The sequence below is a fragment of the Leyella stercorea genome (assembly GCF_021531355.1).
GTDB lineage: Bacteria > Bacteroidota > Bacteroidia > Bacteroidales > Bacteroidaceae > Prevotella.
Genome location: NZ_JADYTS010000014.1, coordinates 24240 through 44501, shown reverse-complemented (window position 1 = coordinate 44501; position 20262 = coordinate 24240). Strand labels below are relative to the sequence as shown.

Here is a 20262-nt window from a genome sequence, read left to right as displayed (position 1 = left end):
CCCCCTGACCCCTCCCCCGCAGGGAGGGGTCAGGGGGTGGGGCTTTGGGTTTTATTTGTTTATTATCTTCTGTTCAATGCCTCCAAGAAGTAGTAGTCGGCATAGTTCAGTGGAACGTCGATTTCGGCACCGTGAGGAATACTACCTACAGAGTGCATCAGCAACCAGCATCCGTTCTTGCCAAGCTCAGCGAGGTAAGCCGGCGAAGAGAGTGATGTCATGATGCGGTCAGCAAGAGCATGGTAGCCATTCTCGGGCAGATACTTGTCCATCTCGTACAGAGCTGAAGCGATGCAGGCAGCTGTAGAAACGTCGCGCGGCTCGTTGGGGATGTTAGGAGCATTGAGATCCCAGTAAGGAACGAGGTCGTTCGGCATGTTCGGGTGGCGCAACATCATGTTGAGGGTGCGTACAGCCTGGTCAAGATACTTCTGGTTCTTGGTGTAGCGGTAGCAAACTGTGAAGCCGTAGATAGCCCAAGCCTGGCCGCGTGCCCATACACTCTCGTGAGCGTAGCCCTGAGCAGTGTGCTTGTGCAGAACCTCACCGGTGTTGGGGTTGTAGTCGATTACGTGGTAGCAGCTGCCGTCCTCGCGGAAGTGGTTCTTCAGAGTAGCGTCAGCGTGGCTTGTTGCCACCTTCCAGTATGTAGAGTCGCCGCTAAGCTTTGTAGCCTCAAACAGAAGTTCAAGGTTCATCATGTTGTCGATGATAACCGGACAAGTCCATCCGCGCTTCGACTGCCATCCGCGGTCAACGTTCCATGACTGGATAACGCCTGCTCCCTTGCGGAAACGTGTGCTGAGCGACTTGGCTGTCTGAACGATTACCTTCTTGTAAGCCTTTGAAGGATTGATGCGGTAGCCGTTGAGGTAGCTGCTGCCAATCATGAAGCCAACGTCGTGGTGCCATGTGAGGTACTGTATAGAGTCGAGGTTCTCGGTGAATCGCTTAGCCTGGTCTGCCCACTGCTTGTCGCCTGTGAGCTTGTACATTTCCCAGAGGTCGCCAGCGAAGAAGCCTGAGCACCAGTCGTCGATAGGAACACAAACCAGACGGCCCAACTTGTCGATAGTACGTGGGTTGTTCACCTTGCCCTTGCGACCTACCTGGTCGAGCATGAGAGTGTACTGACGAGTAGCGAAGTTAACGTCGTCGCTTGCTATCTTGTCCATGCGTTGCTTCATTTTCTCGCAGCCAGTCTTGCAGCACAATGTCTTGCCACACTCTGTCTTCTCCTTGCAGCATTCTTTCTTAGCTGTTGTCTGTGCAGACATCGGAAGGAAAGTAGCTGCCATGAATAAGGCAGCAATTGTCTTGTTAATGTTATTCATTTGTTTTGTTATTAGTTTTTTATTTCTTTATTTCTTTATTACTATTTATTTCTCCAGCTCTACATTGAAGCTCAATCCGTCGGTGCATACAAACTCGATAGTTGTCGACTTCTTGGTCTGTTCTACGAGTTTGATGGCTTCGTTACCAATGAAGTTCCACTTACCGCGCAGTGTCACGCGAACGGGAATCTCCTGGCTTGCGTTGCTGCGCCATTTGCGGCTGTATACGCTACGCTCCACACGTTTGCCGTCCTTGTATATGTCGTCGTTTGGTCCGCGATAGAGCGCCAGGTCGGGCTGTGTCACGGTGAGCAGCATCTTCTTGGAGTTTATCATGCGTACCATAGCCAGACATGTGGTGTCTGCCTTGAGTAGCGGACCGCCAGGCAGTACGTCCTTCGGAGTCTCGAACAGTACATACGATACGGTGTGAGTAGCGTCAGAGCTTACGATGTGAGCCTCGTTGTCGGCGCGCAGTACCTTGTAGGTAGGAGCGGCAGCGAAGGCGTCAATCTTCTCGCGTGTGGTCTGTGGAATTACAGCATACTCGTACGAAGCGTTCTTCGGAGCCTTACCGTGGTCGAAGTAGAGCGATGCCCACTGTCCCTCGGTCTGCTTGTCGGTGTTCTGCATGCGCGACTCCTGCTTTACAAGTCCGGTGAACTTCACAGGCTGCGGAGTGTAGTATCCCGTTCCGGCGTGGTCGAGCCACGACTTGCCGTTGCCTGCTGTGTAGTTCTTCCAGTAATTCTGAGCCTTGGCGTCGGTAGCAGCCATCTGGAATACAGTAGTCTCAGTGTCGTGCTTAGAGTCGGTATTCTCAATGCCAGTGCCGAGACAAACAATCACGTTGTCGAAGAAGTGGAACGACTTGCGTGCTCTGTGCGATCCGTCGTACTTGTCATGCTCGTGCAGCTTCATTCCAAAGTTGCCGTTTACGCCACGCTGTGAGAGTCCGCCAGCGAAGGCTTCGTCCGACATCAGCATCTCTTCTACACCTGAGAATGTGTCCACGTTGCGCACCTGAGCCTTCAGTTCAGCCCAAGGCAGATGGATTGATGTAGTACCCGGTATGCGGTTCCAGTCAAATCCCGGCTGCTGCCATCCGCTTGTCTTCGGTGTGACATCGGTTCCAGCAGGTGCGGTCAGAATCTGCAAGCTTCCGAAACCGAGGTAGCGACCGTAGAGGTTCTCGCCGATGTAGTGCTCGGCATCCCACAGATAGCGGCTGTGTCCGCGTACCACTGCCGACCAGTTGTTGCGTCTCTGTACTGATACGCAGGCGTAGCCTAATGCCATGTTGCCTTCCGGATCGTTCTCAGGAGTGCTACCCATTGTAACAATCTTCTGCTTGATTTTCTTGTCAAGTACCGTTTTTACGTTGGTTGCGAGTCGCAGATAGGCATTACCCATTTCGCGGTCGAACTGCTGCTTGCCGTCGGGTGTGCCTGAGAGTGCCATGTAGCCATAGTGTATCGGCATGAGCTTGCCCTTGCCGTCGGGATGTCTGCCCGACATTGAGAGCGGGAACTCCAGCTTGTTGCAGTAGAAACGCATAGCCAGAAGCGAGTTCTTTACAGTCTGATGAGCCAGTTCGCCTACAGCAAAATCGGTTCCGCTGAACAGGTATATCATCTGTGTAGCTCCGCTCAGACCTCCGATGGCGTATGCAGGATAGTTGTTGCAGTGATGATAAGCCGAACCGTCAATCTTGAACGAGTCGTTCAGTCCCTGAGCCGGACGGCAACCCCAGTCGAGCCAACGGCTGCAAGAGCGCAGATAGCGCAATTTCTCTGGTGAATCGTCCATGAGCAATATGCTTGCCATGCAACCCTGTGCGGCGGTGTTGAATGTGTCCATGTCCATGCCGTTTTCAACCGGCTTGGTGTACAGCTCGTTGGTCTGCGAGTACCATATCATGGTGTTCACTGCCTCCTCAAGCTTTCCTTCCTCGCGCAGCACCTCCTTCATAAGGAAGTAGGCTGAATACATGTTGCGCAGCGAGTAGCCGTAGTGGTGAACATTGCCCCAGCAGCTGCCCCAGCAAACACCCTGGTCGGTGATGTTGTCGTACATGAGTAGGAACATCTTCTTCAGTTCTGCCTTGTCGGCAGCTTCGGTAGCGTTGTTCCAGGCGAAGGCAATCTTCTGCATGAGGTTGAAATACTCAAGCATTTCAAATCCGGTGCGGGTCAATATGTTCTTGTCCCACGGCTTGATGATGCGCTCGTAAGCCTCGGCGTGGCGTACATACCATATAGGTGTACCGGTGATGTTGCCGTTCTTGCGGTTGATGTTGTACTTGGCAAACTTCGAGCGAATCTCGTCCATATGCTTCGGATAGAGCTTGGCAGGAGTATAAATCAGTTCGCGGAAGCGCTGCTCGATAACCTTTATCTGTTCGCGGTTCTGCTGAGTGAGTTCGGTCAGAGGAATGTCGGGCTGTGTGTTGTAGTTCTTCAGTACTACCAGCCAGTGGGTTTTGGTCTTCTTGTTGACAAACGGAATCTGCATATCGGCAGTCTGCTGACGCGGGTCTACCTTGATGGCAGTGATGAGATGGTCGAAGTAGAGCTTACCCTTAACATCGGGAGCATCGATACGTATCTCGTTCATGCCCACTTCGGGAGTACCCTCCATGTCGCGCTCGTAGCAAACCCATATACCGCGCCAACCACGGAAGTTGATGTTGACAGGGAAAGAGGTGCACTGCTTGCCGTTCTTCAGGAAGTTGAAACGGATTTGTTTGTCCTTTTGAGGTTGTTCGTTGTACACCCACACGATGAAAGCCGACAGATAGTTGTCGACACCGCTCTTGTCGAGCGGCTCAAACTGCAAGTCCTTCTTTATCGACAGCGAGGCACCCGGTTGGAATGTCCACTGCAATGAAGTCTTGCCGTTTCTCCAATGCGCGTCACTCAGTTCAACGGCCGACTTGCTGGTCTTGATATACGAGAGTTCCTGCTTGTTCTCAAACGAGAACATACGAGGGTCGTCGTACATCTGGGCTTGTGCTGTTGCACATACGCCGCTTAAGCCGATGACGGTGGCGAGTATGTTGTTTTTTAGGTTCATTTTGATATCGGATTTCGTTTCTTTTATGAGCTTAAGGAGTTAAAAGGAGGGTGTGATTGACACACCCTCTCTTTATATTACTCAACAACCTTGATGGTCAACTCCTTCATCATTCTTGAATCATGCTTGTAGTTGACTCTTGTTGCGATGAATGTAGCCTTGTATTCGCCCACCTTATTATATGTATGGGTATATGACTCAACATTCTGTGTTATGTTCTTGATGACTGTGCCCTGATCGGGATCGCAGTAGGTAGTGATCAGACCGTCAGAAACGAGCCAGCCGTTCTTGTTGCCAGTATTTTTGCCACCACCAGCGATGTAGAAGCCACCGTTCTGTGCATTTACCAAGTTCCAGATGCCGGCTGTGTTGTTGGTCATTGTGCCATACTCGCGGTTGGTCTTCATGCCAGCCTGGCTCTTGAGGTTGTGGTTGCACATCATGTTGACAGCTGTAAATCCGTACTGGCTCGGCATAAACTTCGACACGATACCATCATTGCGTACGTTCTCGATGTACATCTCCGAGAAGTTGTAGCGCGGCATTGAGTTCTTGGTGTCGTCAATAGCCTGGTAGTGTATAGCCAGTGTCATAGGCTTGCCAAGATACTTTGTTACGTCGACAGTGTATTCCTTCTGAATGCTTGGCTTGTCAGGAAGTTCGCTCTTTGCAACGAGCTCGTTCCATGCAAACTGCTCAACGAGTACAGAGTCCTTCTTGAAGTCGTTCTTTGCGAGGCCTTCGAACTGGTCGCTTACGAACATCTCAAGAGTGTTTTCGTATACCTTGCCGTACTGTGTGCCAATCTTGAAGTGCAGAGTTGCTGACTCGATATCCTCAGGAGCTACTTCAGTGCGCTGACGATGTGCGTATACTGCACCTGGCTCGCCGCTGTAGAACATAATGTTGTCGGGGTCGCCTGAGAAGTTGAACACTACTGGTGTGCCAGCCTTTACCGTTACGACGTCGCCCTGCATTGACACGCCGTCCTGTTCAACGCGGATGCCCATCTTGACGTCTTCTGTCAACTCGTTGTCGCAACTTGTTATCATTGCGGCACCGAGCAGGAAGAATATATAATATTTAATTTTCTTCATTTTTCTGTTTTTTTACTGGTTTCTAATTTCAAGTAACTGATACTTTACCATCCTGGATTGTTCTCCTTGATGAGCTTGTTTACAGACAGCTCCAGGGCAGGGATTGGGAAGTAGTTGTATGCTTCAGATATGTTGAAGTATGTGTGTACGTTGTTAGGACCGAGGTTCCAGTTCTCGCCCGACTGTGCACGCTGTACAAGAGCGTTCATGTTCTGTACATACTCACCCCAGCGAATCAGGTCGAAGCGGCGTGTCATCTCGAAGCAAAGCTCCATAGCGCGCTCGTCCTTGACAGCCTGACGGAAGTCTTCAGTGTTCTTATCCTTCTTGATAAGAGCGATGCCAGCACGTCTGCGTACCTCGTTGATGCACTTGTAAGCCTCGTCGGTAGGCTGGTCGTGTGTCTCGTTCTCACACTCGGCAATCATAAGCAGAACGTCAGAGTAGCGAAGAATCGGGAAGTTGATAGCTGTGAGGTTCTTGTTCTTCTTGTCGGCCTCATACTCGCGGCGCCACTTGCCACAGTTGCGGTCGTAGAACTTAGAAGCTGTCTTCTTCTCACGGTCGCCGATAGTAGCACCCGGCTCTGTCTCGCCATACTGGTATGACTGGTTCCAGTACTGCTTCTTAACCTCTTCCAACTTGCCAACCTCAAACTCACGGCCGTCTACAGCACCACCCTTTTCCGATTGTGTGTACTTGAACGGAGCGATTGACCAGTTCATACGGTTGATGTCGTTGTTCTCAGTATAGAGTTCATAGAGTTTCGGTGTGCTCCAGAAGAAAGCGTAGCCGAAGCCCGGGTCTTTCTTGCCTACAAGTGCAGTCTTGCTTGAGAGGTCCGGACCCTGAATACCGATGATGTTACCGATACGGCCCTCAGTTACCATTGTACCCTTGCCGTCGCCTGCAAACTCAGCCTCCCAGATGCTCTCGTTGGCTGTAGAGTTGTAGCGGTCGGCACACTGGTCGATGAAGTAGTCCCAGTATTTAGGAGCAAGCTTGTGGCCGCCCTGTTCCTTCACCATCTTGGCAAACTTGCCAGCCTGAGTGAAGTACTCCTTTGTCTCAGCCTTGTTCTCAGCCACCTTCATGCGGTGCCACTCACCGGCGCGGAACATATATACACGTGCCAGGATGCCCCATGCTGCCGACTTTGAAACGCGTCCCGGCTCATAGCCCAGTGACGATGCGTCAGGAAGGTCGGTAGCGCTCTCTTCCATTTCCTTGCAGATGAAGTCGTAGATAGTGGCTCTCGGTGTCACTGCACGCTGCAGGTTCTTCACGTCAAGCACAGGCTCTGTGTAGAAAGGAACGTCGCCCCAGCACTCTACGAGGTTGAAGTAGTAGAAGGCGCGGAGGAAGCGTGCCTCGGCTGTATAGCGCTTGAGGTTGGCTGCGTTCATGCCCTGGATATCGTTAATCTGGTCAAGCAGGATGTTGGCGCGGTTTACACCAGCATAGAGTGTATACCAGAACGAAGCTACGTATGAGTCGCTCGATGTAGCGTTGTTGCAAATCAAGCCACCGTTCATCGGAGCACGGTTAGCACCACCGTAGTGTTCCAGGTCGTCACCGCCTACGAGGTAGTAGTAGTTGCCACCGTAGTACGACTGCTGTGTGAGGATGGCGTAGATGCCGGTCAGAAACGAAGCAGCCTCGGTTTCTGTCTTGAGATAGGTGTCCGACGTAGCGCTTGTCGGTTCCTTGTCAAGGAAGTCGCAGCTGCCCAGTGAGAGCAGCGCTGCGAGCAATATGATTGTTGTTTTAATTGATTTCATATATATAATATGTGTTTAATAGTAATGCATTTTAACTTCTTAGAAACCGAGGCTTACACCGAAGCTGAACTGACGGGCGCGTGGATAAGCCGAGAAGTCGAGTCCCGGAGTAAGGGCGCTGTTGCGGATAGATACTTCAGGATCGTAGCCGCTGTAGTTGCTGATAGTCCAGAGGTTCTGAGCTGCGAAGTATACGCGCAGGTTGTCGATGCGGAAGCGTGTGAGCAACTTCTTCGGTACTGTATAGCCCAATGTGAGGGTCTTCAGACGAAGGAATGAGCCATCCTCGATAACGCGGCTTGAGAACACGCGGTTTGAGCTTGATGTTGTGGCACGAGGAATGTCGCTATACGGGTTGTCCTCTGTCCAACGGTCGGCATACGATGCAAACTGGTTGAGCTCGCGGGCCTTGTTCCAGCTTGACTCGAAGAATAGGCGGTTGGCGTTGAGCACGTCGTTGCCGTACGACCACTGGAAGAAGATGCTGAGGTCGAAGTCACCGTATGTGAAGTTGTTGGTGAAACCGCCTGTGTGTACTGGCAGACCATTACCGATGATTGTGCGGTCGTTGTCGTCGATGATACCGTCGTCGTTGAGGTCGCGGTATTTAGGCATACCCGGCTGGGTGTTGTTCTCGCTTGTGTAGTGAGCTACTGTAGGCTTCAATGTGTATGTGTCGCCCGACTTGTCGAAGTCCTCATACTTGTATGTGCCCTCGTAGATGAATCCGTACATAGAGCCCATTGACTGGCCCACCTTAGCGATGTAGCTCTGCTGGGTGTTGAAGTTCTGGTCGAACGATGCTGCTGTAGTCAGAGTGGTCTGACCCTCGGTCAGTGCCAACACCTTATTCTTGTTGAATGCGATGTTGAAGTTGGTCTCCCAAGTGAACTTCTTGTTCTTGATGTTAACGGTATTGAGAGTGAACTCGATACCCTCGTTGCGTACCTTACCGATGTTCTTCATAGCGCTTACGTAGCCAGAAGAAAGCGGCATGTTGGCGTTGAGCAGAAGGTCGCGTGTGGTCTTGCTATAGAGGTCGAGTGTTACGCCGATGCGGTCGTTGAGGAATCCGAGGTCGAAACCGAGGTTCCACTGTTCGGTAGTCTCCCACTTGAGGTCGTGGTTGCGCAGAGTAGAAGGTACTGTACCTACGTTGTTCACGTTGCTGCCCTCAGGGAATACACCGCTCGGAGTAGCGCCGAGGTAAACCTGACCGTTCCACTGCTTAACTACCTTGTAGAGTCCGTATGAGTCGTACTCGCCTACACGGTTGTTACCGGTGAGACCCCACGACAGACGAATCTTTGCATTGTTCACATATTTATTATATGGCTTCATGAAGCCTTCCTCAGCCACGTTCCAAGCTAATGAGCCTGAAGGGAAGTAGCCGAAGCGATTGCCCTTGCTGAACTTTGACGAACCGTCGGCACGCATTGTGAATGTAGCGTAGTAGCACGACTTGTAGTTGTAGTTGAAGCGTCCGAAGTAAGACATCATCGACCATGAGCTCTTCAGTGAAGAGGCACCAGTAGGAGTACCCTGATCCATACCCGACATGCCGAGGCTTTCGTTCGGGATGTTGATGGTCTTGTACGAATAGTAGTCGTAGTCAGAGTTCTGCAATGAGAAACCGAGCAATGTGTTGAAGAAGTGCTTCTTCTTGATGTTGGTCTGATAGGTCAGGGTGTTCTCATTAAGCCATGTAGAGCGCGAAGAGCGTGTGACGCGAGCGTTCACCTTATCATTCGAAAGCGGTCCACCGTAGCGGCTCTTCGAGTTGTTGAAGTTGTCGTTGTTGTAGCCAGTGTCGGTATAACCGCCCGAAACCTTCAGCTTCATACCCTTCATAATCTCATACTCCAAGAAACCGTTGAACTGTACGTAGGTATTCAGAGTATGGTTATAAGCGTTGTTGAGGTCCATGTATGGGTTGAAACGGTAGTCGCTTGATGTGCTTACCGATTCGTCGACACCATTGTTAAGAAGGTATGACAACGGAGTGCTGGGCTGTGTTACCGGACGGTAGCCCCAAACGCTGTAGAACAAGTTGTTCATACCCGAGCTGGCGTTCTGCGAAGGCGAAGCACCCTCCTGGTTTGTACGAGAGTAGTTCACGTTGAGGTTGATGCGCAGCTTGTTCTTCTTGATGTTGGTGCCCATACGACCCTGAACGCGGTTATAGTTTGAGTTGATTACAACACCATCCTGGTCGAAGTAAGACAATGAAGCGTTGTAGCGAATGTCCTGGCTACCACCAGTGAGGCTCACGTTGTGGCTCTGGATAGGAGCCGAGTGGAAAATCATGTCCTGCCAGTTGTACTGGGCGATGTTGCGATAGTCGTCGAGTGTCCACTGCTTGCCCTCATATTCCATAAGATATGTGTTAGCAACAGCGTCGGGATACATTTCGTTCTGGAGCTTAACGAATTCGTAAGCGTCCATCATTTCCATCTTCTTTGATACAGTCTGCCATCCGTAGCTGCCGTCGTATGTTACCTTTTCCTTACCGGTCTGGCCGCTCTTGGTAGTGATGATGACAACACCGTTGGCACCACGTGCACCATAGATAGCCGATGCCGAAGCATCCTTAAGGATGTTGAGCGACTTGATGTCGTTAGGGTTGATGCTGGCTGCTACAGAAGCATTCTCAACTGGGAAACCGTCGATAACATAGAGAGGGGTGTTGGCCTGTGTCAGTGAGTTGTTACCACGGATGGTGATGTTCATCTGTCCGCCAGGCATACCTTCGCCTGAAGATACGTTGACACCGGCAATGCGTCCACCAAGAGTCTGGTCGATTGATGACACCGGAGTGTTGGTGAGCTGGCTTACGTCTGCCTTGGCAACAGCGCCGGTAAGGTCGCGCTGGCGAACCGGCTGATAGCCCACAACTACGATTTCACCAAGAGTCTTTTTGTCTTCTTCCAGTACGATCTGCATTATCTTACCTGGTGTAGCCTTCTCTTCTTTGGTGTTATATCCGAGGAAAGAGAACTGCAGCACAGTGCCGCGCTTCACGTTGATGGTGAATGCACCGTCGATGTCGGTAACGGCTCCAACATTGTTGTTGCCCTTCACCTTGATGCTAACTCCCGGCATTGTTTCGCCGGTATCGTCCTTGACAATTCCCGACACCTTTTCCTGCGCCATTGCAGTGAGCGATGTAGCGAAAATCATCATAAGCAAGAATACCAGAGTCTTGATTGTTTGGATTTTTACTCTAATTTTCATTTCTTGAAGGTTTAAAGATTATATTAATTGTTGTTTGTTTCGGGTTTTCGTTTGCAAATTTATTATAATAATGTCGCGTGTGGGTTTAGTATAATACATATAAGTTCTTTTTGGGTACAACAAATTGTTTTGCTTTGTTTTTAGTATTATTTTGTATGCTCATTGTACAAAATTGAACTCTGTGTTCCGTTGCTTTTTCTGTTTTTTTTACTTCTAGGTTTTAGGTAAGTTAGCGTTGGATATGTATGTGCTCACGTTGCAGCATTTGGATATTGCTTTTCTTGGCTTTATCGTAATGCAAATATACAAAATGTTATAGAAGAAGCAAAAAATCTGGGCATATATTTTTAATCAATCTTCATTTTTAAGAACTGCCTATTGTGTAGCCATGTGTATGATTTTGTAGTTGCTAATATTGCGAAATGGGTTGTAAATTCTGTGTTCTACCACCATTCTTACATGCCGTTCTTGAGTGTATTAGCTCCTTGAAATATAATATTTGTATTTTTTGTCGCTCAATACTATGAGTTGAATGCACGAGAAAATTCTTGGTGCGAAATTCTTGAGTTTTGAGCGTTTTTGCTTATTTGTTTGATATACAGTGGCTTATGTGGGTTGTGAACCAATGCATATAGTGATAGTGAGCCTGCGATGTTTCTATTTTGTTGTAAATGTAGCCCTTTTGCACTCCAACGGGAGTCCTTTTGCACAGCAAATGTAGTCCATTTGCAAAGCAACGGGACTACATTTGCTATGCAAAAGGGCTACATTTGACGTATGAGCCTGTTTAATGAGCATAAAAAAAGCAGTAAAACAGTGTTGCAAATCTCTAGAATGAGATTTTGATTTGTAACACTTTTTTACTACTTGTCTTATATTTGCGTCGGAATTTCAAGTTTTAGTCCGACGCTCGTTTTTATTCCGGTTTTTCCGGTTGTTGGCTGTCGGCATTGCGATAGGCCGACGGCTGAATCTTATATGTGTCCTTGAAGCACTTGCAGAAGTAGCGTGGCGACGAGAATCCGTTGGCGTAGCTTACTTCGGCAATGCTCAGGTCGTGACGTTCGCGCAGCATATCGGCAGCCTTGCGCAGTCGCAGATTGAGTATAAAACTCTTTGGTGTCTCGCCCGTAAGGTTCTTCCACTTATTGAAGAAGGCGGTGCGTGACATGCCGATTTCCCTTGCGAATGTATCTACGCTAAACTCCGAGTCTGAGTAGTAGCGGTCGATGATGGCCATGGCACGGTCGAGCAGGTCCTTGTCCATGGGGTTGGTGGCGAGCATGTCAGCCTCGTGGTGCGGATGCTGGCTGAACTTGCGCTGCAGCAGACGGCGCATGTTGATAAGGTTGTTGCATCGCGACACGAGCACGTCGTTGTTGAACGGCTTTGTAACGTAGTCGTCTGCACCCGTCTTCAAGCCCTCCAGCTTCTTCTCTACAGCTGTGCGTGCCGTGAGCAGAACCACCGGGATATGACAAGTGGTGAAATCGTGCTTTATGGTCTTGCACAATTCCAGTCCGTCGACGTTAGGCATCATCACGTCGCTGAGGATGATGTCAGGCATTTCATCGCCTATCATCTCCAGAGCTTCGGCTCCGTCTACAGCCGTACGTGTGCGGTAGAGTGGGGCGAAGAGCGTAGAGAGCAGCTGACGTATGTCGTCGTTGTCCTCAACGATGAGTATTATCGGACGCTCGTCGTGTCCCTCAGGGGCGTTGTTTGTATTGTCTCCGGATGTGTCATGGCCCGTTGCAGCGTGGTCGGTGGCAGGTGTCAGTTGCTTGATGCTGTCGGTGCGCACCGGTTCGTCGGTAGTCTCTTCGGGTGCGAAGGCATCGCGCTGGGTTGGCAGCGTTATGGTGAACTTGGTGCCCTTGCCCTGCTCCGATGCCACCTCGATAGTGCCATGGTGCATGTCGACAATACCCTTTGTGAGGTTGAGTCCTATGCCGGTGCCTATATCGGCTACAGTTTCGATGTTGCGAGCCTGATAGAATCGGCTGAACAGATGCGGCAGATCCTCCTTGGCAATGCCCGAACCGTTGTCGCTAACTGTTATCACAGCCTTAGTATCGTCGGTTTGCGCTGCTATAGTCACCATACCGCCCTGCGGAGTGTGCTTGATGGCGTTGGATACGAGATTGCTCACCACCTTCTGCATCTGTTTCGGGTCGAACCACATAGGCAGTTGGTCGGGCACGTCAATCTGTAGGGTGATGTCTTTGCCCAATGTATACTCGGTGAAGAGCGTGGCAGTGTTGCGCAGCAGGGCCGACATGTCGGCGTGGCGTGCGTGTATGTGGGTGTGACCCTGCTCCTGCTTACGGAAGTCGAGCAATTCGGAGATGAGGCTGCGCAGCTGGTTGCAGTTGCGGTATATGCCCGTCAGCTTGTTACGTGTGTCGCCCGTGCACTTCATTTCCTTTATCAGCGAGTCAGCCAGGCTGATTATCACCGTGAGCGGAGTGCGTATCTCGTGCGACACGTTAAAGAAGAAGCGCAGTTTCGACTGGTTCTGCTCCTCAATGTCGCGTACACGCTGTTTCTCAAACTTGAGCGATTCGGCGAGGCGTATGCGGTCGCGGTATTCGAGCGTGAGCCACCAAACGGCAGCACCGATACACATTATATATATAATATACGCCCACCATGACAGGTACCAAGGTGGCAGAATGCGTATCTTGAGGCTTGCTGTGGCTATGTCGCTGTCAGGACATCTCAGTTCGAGGGTGTATGTTCCTGATGGCAGACCGCTGAACGACAGTATCTTTTGGCGTGCAGGAATCCACTGGTTTGACAGTCCTTTGAGGCGGAACTCTACCGGACGGTCGTTAGCCTTGACGAAGTTGGTGGTGAAATATTCCACGCTGAACACCGTCTGGTCGTGATCCAGGGTCAGTTCTTTGGTGTATCGCAGGTCGTATTGGAGAATGTCAGTTCCGTCGTTGGGCTCAATCTCCTTGCCGTTGACGTACAGCTGGCTGAATCCTAAGCGGTATGGAGCCGTTGTCTTGTATAGGTCGCGCTCATCGAACATCACCATGCCGTCGATGCCGCCAATGAGCACTTTGCCGTCGTGGGTCACGTACAGACCCTTCTCGTTGATTGATTCGAGCGGAATGCCTACGGCACAGTCGTAGTTGCGTATTTCGCGGTTGCGAGTGTTGAGCACAGCAAAGCCGTGGTTAGTGATGAGCAGCATGCTGTATTTGTCGAGCGATGATGGTGTGGCGGCATATACGCCGTCGCCCTTGAGTCCGTCGGCAGCACCGTAGGTGGTAAACTTGGCTTTAGCCTCGTCGTACATATTGATGTTGCCACTTGCTGTCGACAGCCATACACGTCCCAGGCGGTCGTTGGTGATGTGGCATACGTAGTTGTTGCTGATTGTGGTGGTGTCGCCAGTCTTATGTACGAAGTGGGTGTGTCGACCAGTGCGCATGTCTACCCGGAACACTCCGTCGCCGTCGGTGGCTATCCACAACTGGTTGTGGCGGTCGATGCACAGACTTGGAACTGCCAGCAGTCGCTCTTTGGGCAGAATGCGTGCGAATCTTGGTTTGCCGCCCTCGTCGGGATTGATTGAAGCCACGCCGTTCTGTGTGGCTACAATTATGCGTCCGTTGTATTCTATTATGTCGCGTACAATGTCGTCGGGCAGCGACGTGCGGTCGTTTCGTATGTTGCGATAGTTGCTTACGCGTCCCGAAGCCAGGTCTACACGGTAGAGTCCGTCGAGGTGCGAGCCTACCCACATCGTGTTGCGTCGGCGGTCAAAGTGCAGTGCCTTGATGTTGGCTGTAGGAATACCGCCGAATCGTCTGAACTCTTGGGTCTTGCGGTCGTATATGTTCAGTCCGCCGCCCTCAGTGCTAATCCACAGGCGTCCGCTTGCGTCCTCGGTCATACATCCCACTACGGGGAAGCTGAGTGCGCCCTTCTGCCGGGTCGATGCACGATAGCGTGTGAATATTTCGTATTCGGGGTTGACATAGTTGACGCCGCCGAAGTAGGTGCCTATCCACAGAGTGCCCTGCTTGTCGCGTATGATGCTCCATATACTTGAGTTGGTGAGGCTGCCCACCTGGCCGTCGGCAGTGAACAGACGGTGCTGTCCGTTGGTGGGGTTGTATCGTATCAGTCCGTGGTAGGTGCCTATCCACATGTTGCCCTGCAGGTCTTCGCAGAATGTACGTACAAAGTTGCTCACAAGCCACGAGCCAGCCTTGATGTTGGTTGTCTTGCCGTTGGGTGCAATAGTCCACAATCCGTTGTTCCAGCTGCCCACCCAGATGTTGTGGCGCGAGTCCTCGTATATGGTTGTTATGTGTGCGTCGTTGATGACATGCTTCAGTTTGCCGCCTTGCAGGAGGTACAATCCGCCGCTCACGGTGCCTATCCACAGTCGTTTACGGCTGTCCATAGTCATCGTAGCTACTGTTTCGCAAGCCGGTAGGCGTGCGTACAGCTTCTTTGTCTTGCCTTTGTCGGTGGTGCGGTATACTATGTTCTTGTCCGACATGTACAGAGCGTCGCTGTAGCATATCGACATGTTGCCGCTGCGGTGTAGAGTGGTGAAGCGCTGGGTGTGCACGTCGAGGCTTGCCACGCCTTCCGAGCACGACAGATAAATGGTATGATTGCCGTCGCCAACTACCTGGCGCACGTTGTTGCAGAATAAAGAGTGTGGGTTGTTGGCATCGTAGCTATATACATGTATGGAGTTGCCGTCGTAGCAGTCAAGTCCCATACGTGTTGCCATCCATATCGTGCCTCCCTTGTCGGCAAACACGCTGTTTACCGATATTTGCGACAGTCCGTTGGCTGGTGTCAGGTGGTTGAAGTATATGTTTTGTGCGTGTGCCGTCAGACTGCACACTATACAAATAAGGAAGGTTAATATATGTCTCATAGTCAAAAGTCCCGTTGTAAAGGTTATTTTATGTAAAAGTCAGAAGTCAACTGTTGATACCATTCCGATCGGCTGCCGTCAGCTTCTTGCAGGCAATGTTCTTCGGCGCAGAACTCGTGCTGGCACGAGGCGTGGCGGAAAGCCACAAGGCAGCGTTTGGGCTGTTTGCGTTGTGTGGTGCGTATGTCGCATCGTCTCGACATTGTCAGGTTGGCCATATATGCTTCTGCGCTGAAGGCGCTGAGGCAGTCGCTTGGTATGACAGCGCTGAATTCGCCGTCGGCGCTAAGCAGCCGTGCCACTGTCTGAAACAGTTGGCGGTAGGGTAGGGTGTCGGCATGTCGTGCCACTGCTCGCTGCTGGTTGGGGTTCTTTAGCGAGTCGGTGAAGAATGGAGGATTGCACACGATGGCATCGAATTGTCCGTGAGTTTCGGCGGTGAGTTTTTGTACGGGTGATTCTATAATGCCTATTCGGTCGGCAAAAGGCGTGCGGTTCACGTTGTCGCGTGCCTGCTGCACAGCATCGTGGTCGATGTCTACGCCCGTGATGGCAGCATCAGCACATCGCTGTGCCATCATCAATGCTATCAGAGCAGTGCCGGTGCCTATGTCGAGTATACGCTGTCCGCCATTAGCCCATGCACCGAGTAGCACACCGTCGGTGCCAACCTTCATGGCACACCTGTCGTGCTGTATGTCAAATTGCTTGAATGTGAATCCTTTACTGCTCATTGTTGGGTCAGAATATACACGTATTTCAAATGTTCAGCCTTTTTTGTATTGCCTTGCTCCATTGTTGAAACTTGCGTCGGCTTTGGGCTATGCCGTCACGTATTTCGTTTATTTCGTTAAACAATTCGGCGGCAGCGTTTTGCAGAGCATTGGGCTGTCGTTCGCTGCGGTCGGCCATTGTGTTCACGATAATGTTTATTCCCTTCGGCTTCAGTTCGATGTCTATGTCGGCACCAGTCATTACTGGGTCGCCGTCGTAGTGTATCACGCCCGGCTTGTCGCGGTGAATGTGCAGGTGTCGTGTGCGGAACGTCTTTATCTTCGAGTTCTTGTCGAGTGTCTTGCTGAACATCTCGATGCTTATCTGCGGAGCTTCGAACACGTCAAACGGTTCCATTATGATAACGTCCATCAGTCCGTCGCTCATCGATGCTTGCGGTGCTATGTATGCATTGTTGCCATACTGCGACGCATTGGCGCACGAGATAAGGAACGCCTTGTACTGAAGCGTACCGTTATCGTCCTCGATGGTGTATGTCTCGGGCTTGTATTTCAGTCCCTCGCGCAGCACATTCTCTACATAAGTGATAGGTCCGCGCTTGCCCGCCTCGGCAAACTTCATGCTTACGAAGGCGTCAAATCCCATACCGCATGTGCAGAAGAAGGGATAGTCGTTGATGATACCGTAGTCGAGCTGGCGCACTTCGTTTCTGTTTATTACGTCGATGGCCTTGCGTACATTGAGCGGCAAGAGCAGATGGCGTGCCAGTCCGTTGCCCGAACCGCATGGTATTATGCCCAAGGCGGTGTTGGAGTGTACAATAGCGCGTGCCACCTCATTGACTGTTCCGTCGCCTCCTACGGCTACAACAACGTCAACGCCGTCGTCCTTTGCCTTGGTTGCAATCTCTGAGGCGTGTCCTGCATATTGGGTTATGGCAATCTCGTATTCGAACTTTGTTTTGTCGAGATATTGGTCAATAAGCCCTGGTATGGCAGCCTTGTCTGATGTGCCGGATATAAGGTTTATTACGAAAACGGCTTTTTTCTTCATACGTGTTGTTGAGATTAATTATTGTTACAAAATTAATAATTTTTGGTTTCTTGCACGGATTTCGACAATTAAAAATCTAAAAATAGCACATTTCTTGAGAAAAGCACCCTTTTTTAGGTTCTTTTTTGTAACTTTGCAGCCTGAAATAAACAAATGGAGGTATTTAACACCTTTTTTAATGTATAAGAATACCTTTTTTAATGTATAAGATGGGACAATTACAGGAAAAGTACAAGAGCTATCGTCTTCCACAGAAGTATATGGCAGAAGGCGTGTATCCTTATTTCCGTGAGATAACGAGCAAGCAGGGTACAGAAGTAGAGATGGGCGGACATAAAGTGCTTATGTTCGGCTCAAATGCATATACCGGACTCACTGGCGACCAGCGCATCATCGATGCAGCCAAGGCCGCTCTCGACAAATATGGTTCGGGATGTGCCGGCAGTCGCTTCCTTAACGGTACACTCGACTTGCACGTACAGCTTGAGAGGGAACTCGCCGAATATGTTGGCAAGGACGAGACTTTGTGTTTCTCGACAGGTTTCTTCGTTAACTCTGGCGTATTGGCGGTTGTAGTGGGTCGTGGCGACTATATCATCTGCGACGACCGCGACCATGCGAGCATCGTCGACGGACGCCGTCTGTCGTTCGCTACACAGTTGCACTACAAGCACAACGATATGGAAGACCTCGAGCGTGTGCTCAAGAACCTTCCGCAGGAAGCTATCAAACTGATTGTTGTCGACGGTGTGTTCTCTATGGAGGGCGACCTCGCCAATCTGCCTAAGATTGTAGAACTGAAGCATAAGTACAACTGCTCGATTATGGTAGACGAGGCTCATGGTCTCGGCGTATTCGGCAAGGAGGGACGCGGCGTTTGCGACCACTTCGGACTGACCGACGAGGTAGACCTCATCATGGGTACCTTCTCTAAGTCAATGGCAAGTATCGGTGGATTTATCGCTGGCGACAAGGACACTATCAACTATCTGCGTCACACATGCCGCACATATATCTTCAGTGCATCAAACACTCCGGCTGCCACAGCCGCTGCTCTTGAGGCATTGCACATTATCCAGAAGGAGCCAGAGCGTATCGAGAAGCTGTGGAACGTAACACGTTACGCTCTGCGTCGCTTCAAGGAGGAGGGATTCGAAATCGGCGAGACCGAGAGTCCTATCATCCCGCTTTACGTACACGACGTAGACAAGACATTCCTTGCTACAGCCAAGGCTTTCGAGTATGGTGTGTTCATCAATCCGGTTATTCCGCCGGCATGCGCTCCGCAGGACACTCTCGTGCGTTTTGCCCTTATGGCCACTCACACCGAAGAGCAGGTTGAGCGTGGTGTACAGATTCTCAAGCGCGTATTCACCGAGCTGGGCATCATAAAGTAAAAATCATTTTACATACGCTATACAATGGGCTGCACGCCTTCATCACTTTGCCGTCGAGTGCGGTGAGTATGAGGACGTGCAGCCCGTTTTGTTGTTTTTTGCAGGTGTAGGCTCCTATATATCAATAAAAATGCCTAATTTTGCATTTAGAAAAAATAGAAAAGAAACATATATGTCAAGAAAAAAGAAACCGCTGCCGATACTCGAGAATGTAACCATCGAGGCTGTGGCAGCCGAGGGCAAGTCGTTGGCACACGTCAACGACATGGTGGTGTTCGTACCGTTTGCCGTTCCGGGCGATGTTGTCGACCTGCAAGTGCGCAAGAAGAAGCATAGCTACTGCGAGGCAGAAGTGATTCGCTTCATCAAGAAGAGCGACGTGCGCGAAGAGCCGATGTGCGAGCATTTCGGCATCTGTGGTGGCTGCAAGTGGCAGAACCTTCCCTATGCCGAGCAGCTCAAGGCAAAGCAGCAGCAGGTGCACGACCAGCTCCGTCGCATCGGCAAGATTCCATTGCCCGAGTTCCGCCCCATCATGGGTTCGGTACACATCAAGGAATACCGCAACAAGCTTGAGTTCGGATGCTGCAACAAGCGCTGGCTCACACGCGAGCAGATAGCCGAGGGCACACAGTTTGACAACATGAACGGCATCGGATTCCACATCACTGGCGCATTCGACAAGATTCTGCCTATCGAGAAGTGCTGGCTCATGGACGACTTGCACAACCGCATACGCAATGCCATACGCGACTATGCTTTCGAGACGGGCATGACATTCTTCGACTTGCGTCAGCAGCACGGTCTGTTGCGCGACATCATGATACGCAACTCCAACACCGGCGAGTGGATGGTGCTCATCCAGTTCCACTACGACGAGGAGGGCGACGAGCAGCGTGCCAAGGGATTGCTTCAGCACATTGCCGACAAGTTCCCCGAGATTACCTCGCTCATGTATGTTGACAATCAGAAGTGCAACGACACATTCGGCGACCTCGACCTCTCGGTGTTCAAGGGCAACGACCATATATACGAGACAATGGAGAACCTGCGTTTCAAGGTAGGACCTAAGAGCTTCTATCAGACCAATACCGAGCAGGCTTATCATCTGTATTCTGTAGCACGCGAGTTTGCACAGATCACCGGCGACGAACTCGTTTACGACCTCTACACCGGTACGGGTACTATCGCCAACTTCGTGGCTCGTCAGGCTCGTGAGGTTATCGGCATCGAGTATGTGCCTGAGGCTATCGAAGATGCTAAGGTCAACTCAAATGTCAACAACATAGCCAACACCAAGTTCTATGCTGGCGACATGAAGGATATTCTCAACGACGAGTTTATAGCCGAGCACGGACGTCCTGATGTAATCATTACCGACCCGCCACGCGCTGGTATGCACCCCGACGTTATCGAGACCATATTGCGTGCCCATCCTAAGCGCATCGTATACGTTAGCTGCAACCCTGCCACACAGGCTCGCGACTTGCAGGCTCTCGACGTGGCATATAGCGTGAAGGAAGTGCAGCCCGTGGATATGTTCCCGCATACTCCGCACGTAGAGAACGTGGTATTGTTAGAAGAAAAGGCTTAAGCAATGCAATTTTGAATTTTGAGTTTTGAATTTTGAATTATCGGTTG

The 20262-nt window shown here is 50.8% G+C and carries 10 protein-coding genes; 2 read left to right on the top strand and 8 right to left on the bottom strand.

All coding sequences use genetic code 11. The annotated features are described in order from the left end of the window. Positions 1 to 62: 62 nt before the first annotated feature. The 8 genes from I6E38_RS05285 to I6E38_RS05250 all read right to left on the bottom strand — a co-directional run bounded on the left by I6E38_RS05285 (position 63) and on the right by I6E38_RS05250 (position 17224). Complete coding sequence (locus tag I6E38_RS05285) at positions 63 to 1187, bottom strand: glycoside hydrolase family 88 protein (protein ID WP_235393013.1); 1125 nt, start codon at positions 1185 to 1187, stop codon at positions 63 to 65. A 192-nt stretch (positions 1188 to 1379) separates the two neighbouring features. Beyond that, positions 1380 to 4409: a chondroitinase family polysaccharide lyase gene (locus tag I6E38_RS05280; protein ID WP_407936644.1), complete on the bottom strand. Its 3030-nt coding sequence runs from the start codon at positions 4407 to 4409 to the stop codon at positions 1380 to 1382. 77 nt (positions 4410 to 4486) lie between these two features. Then, positions 4487 to 5506, bottom strand: a complete 1020-nt coding sequence (locus I6E38_RS05275) for a DUF5017 domain-containing protein (protein ID WP_235393010.1) — start codon at positions 5504 to 5506, stop codon at positions 4487 to 4489. 44 nt (positions 5507 to 5550) lie between these two features. Continuing rightward, positions 5551 to 7287, bottom strand: coding sequence for a RagB/SusD family nutrient uptake outer membrane protein (locus tag I6E38_RS05270; protein ID WP_235393009.1), 1737 nt, complete (start codon positions 7285 to 7287; stop codon positions 5551 to 5553). Between the two features lie 39 nt (positions 7288 to 7326). Beyond that, positions 7327 to 10521, bottom strand: coding sequence for a SusC/RagA family TonB-linked outer membrane protein (locus I6E38_RS05265; RefSeq protein WP_235393008.1), 3195 nt, complete (start codon positions 10519 to 10521; stop codon positions 7327 to 7329). 916 nt (positions 10522 to 11437) lie between these two features. Beyond that, a complete protein-coding gene (locus I6E38_RS05260; RefSeq protein WP_235393007.1) occupies positions 11438 to 15436 on the bottom strand; it encodes a hybrid sensor histidine kinase/response regulator transcription factor in 3999 nt (1332 codons plus the stop codon). Positions 15437 to 15459: 23 nt separating this feature from the next. Continuing rightward, entirely contained in the window at positions 15460 to 16170 is a 711-nt protein-coding gene (locus I6E38_RS05255; protein WP_235393006.1) for a tRNA1(Val) (adenine(37)-N6)-methyltransferase, read from the bottom strand. 25 nt (positions 16171 to 16195) lie between these two features. After that, the gene (locus I6E38_RS05250) at positions 16196 to 17224 is read right to left on the bottom strand and encodes a diacylglycerol/lipid kinase family protein (protein ID WP_235393005.1); all 1029 of its coding nucleotides are present in this window, start codon (positions 17222 to 17224) and stop codon (positions 16196 to 16198) included. 209 nt (positions 17225 to 17433) lie between these two features. Between I6E38_RS05250 and spt the strand changes: the two genes are divergently transcribed. Both spt and rlmD read left to right on the top strand, forming a co-directional pair. Then, positions 17434 to 18621, top strand: coding sequence for a serine palmitoyltransferase (gene spt / locus I6E38_RS05245; RefSeq protein ID WP_235393004.1), 1188 nt, complete (start codon positions 17434 to 17436; stop codon positions 18619 to 18621). A 172-nt stretch (positions 18622 to 18793) separates the two neighbouring features. Continuing rightward, complete coding sequence (rlmD, locus tag I6E38_RS05240; protein WP_235393003.1) at positions 18794 to 20215, top strand: 23S rRNA (uracil(1939)-C(5))-methyltransferase RlmD; 1422 nt, start codon at positions 18794 to 18796, stop codon at positions 20213 to 20215. Positions 20216 to 20262 lie beyond the last annotated feature (47 nt).

Excerpts from the sequence above, each read along its gene's own strand:
- spt (WP_235393004.1), top strand. The coding sequence starts at position 17,434 with ATGGGACAATTACAGGAAAAGTACAAGAGCTATCGTCTTCCACAGAAG.
- I6E38_RS05280 (WP_407936644.1), bottom strand. The coding sequence starts at position 4,409 with ATGAACCTAAAAAACAACATACTCGCCACCGTCATCGGCTTAAGCGGC.
- I6E38_RS05260 (WP_235393007.1), bottom strand. The coding sequence starts at position 15,436 with ATGAGACATATATTAACCTTCCTTATTTGTATAGTGTGCAGTCTGACG.
- I6E38_RS05275 (WP_235393010.1), bottom strand. The coding sequence starts at position 5,506 with ATGAAGAAAATTAAATATTATATATTCTTCCTGCTCGGTGCCGCAATG.
- I6E38_RS05270 (WP_235393009.1), bottom strand. The coding sequence starts at position 7,287 with ATGAAATCAATTAAAACAACAATCATATTGCTCGCAGCGCTGCTCTCA.
- I6E38_RS05285 (WP_235393013.1), bottom strand. The coding sequence starts at position 1,187 with ATGAAGCAACGCATGGACAAGATAGCAAGCGACGACGTTAACTTCGCT.
- I6E38_RS05265 (WP_235393008.1), bottom strand. The coding sequence starts at position 10,521 with ATGAAAATTAGAGTAAAAATCCAAACAATCAAGACTCTGGTATTCTTG.
- I6E38_RS05255 (WP_235393006.1), bottom strand. The coding sequence starts at position 16,170 with ATGAGCAGTAAAGGATTCACATTCAAGCAATTTGACATACAGCACGAC.
- rlmD (WP_235393003.1), top strand. The coding sequence starts at position 18,794 with ATGTCAAGAAAAAAGAAACCGCTGCCGATACTCGAGAATGTAACCATC.
- I6E38_RS05250 (WP_235393005.1), bottom strand. The coding sequence starts at position 17,224 with ATGAAGAAAAAAGCCGTTTTCGTAATAAACCTTATATCCGGCACATCA.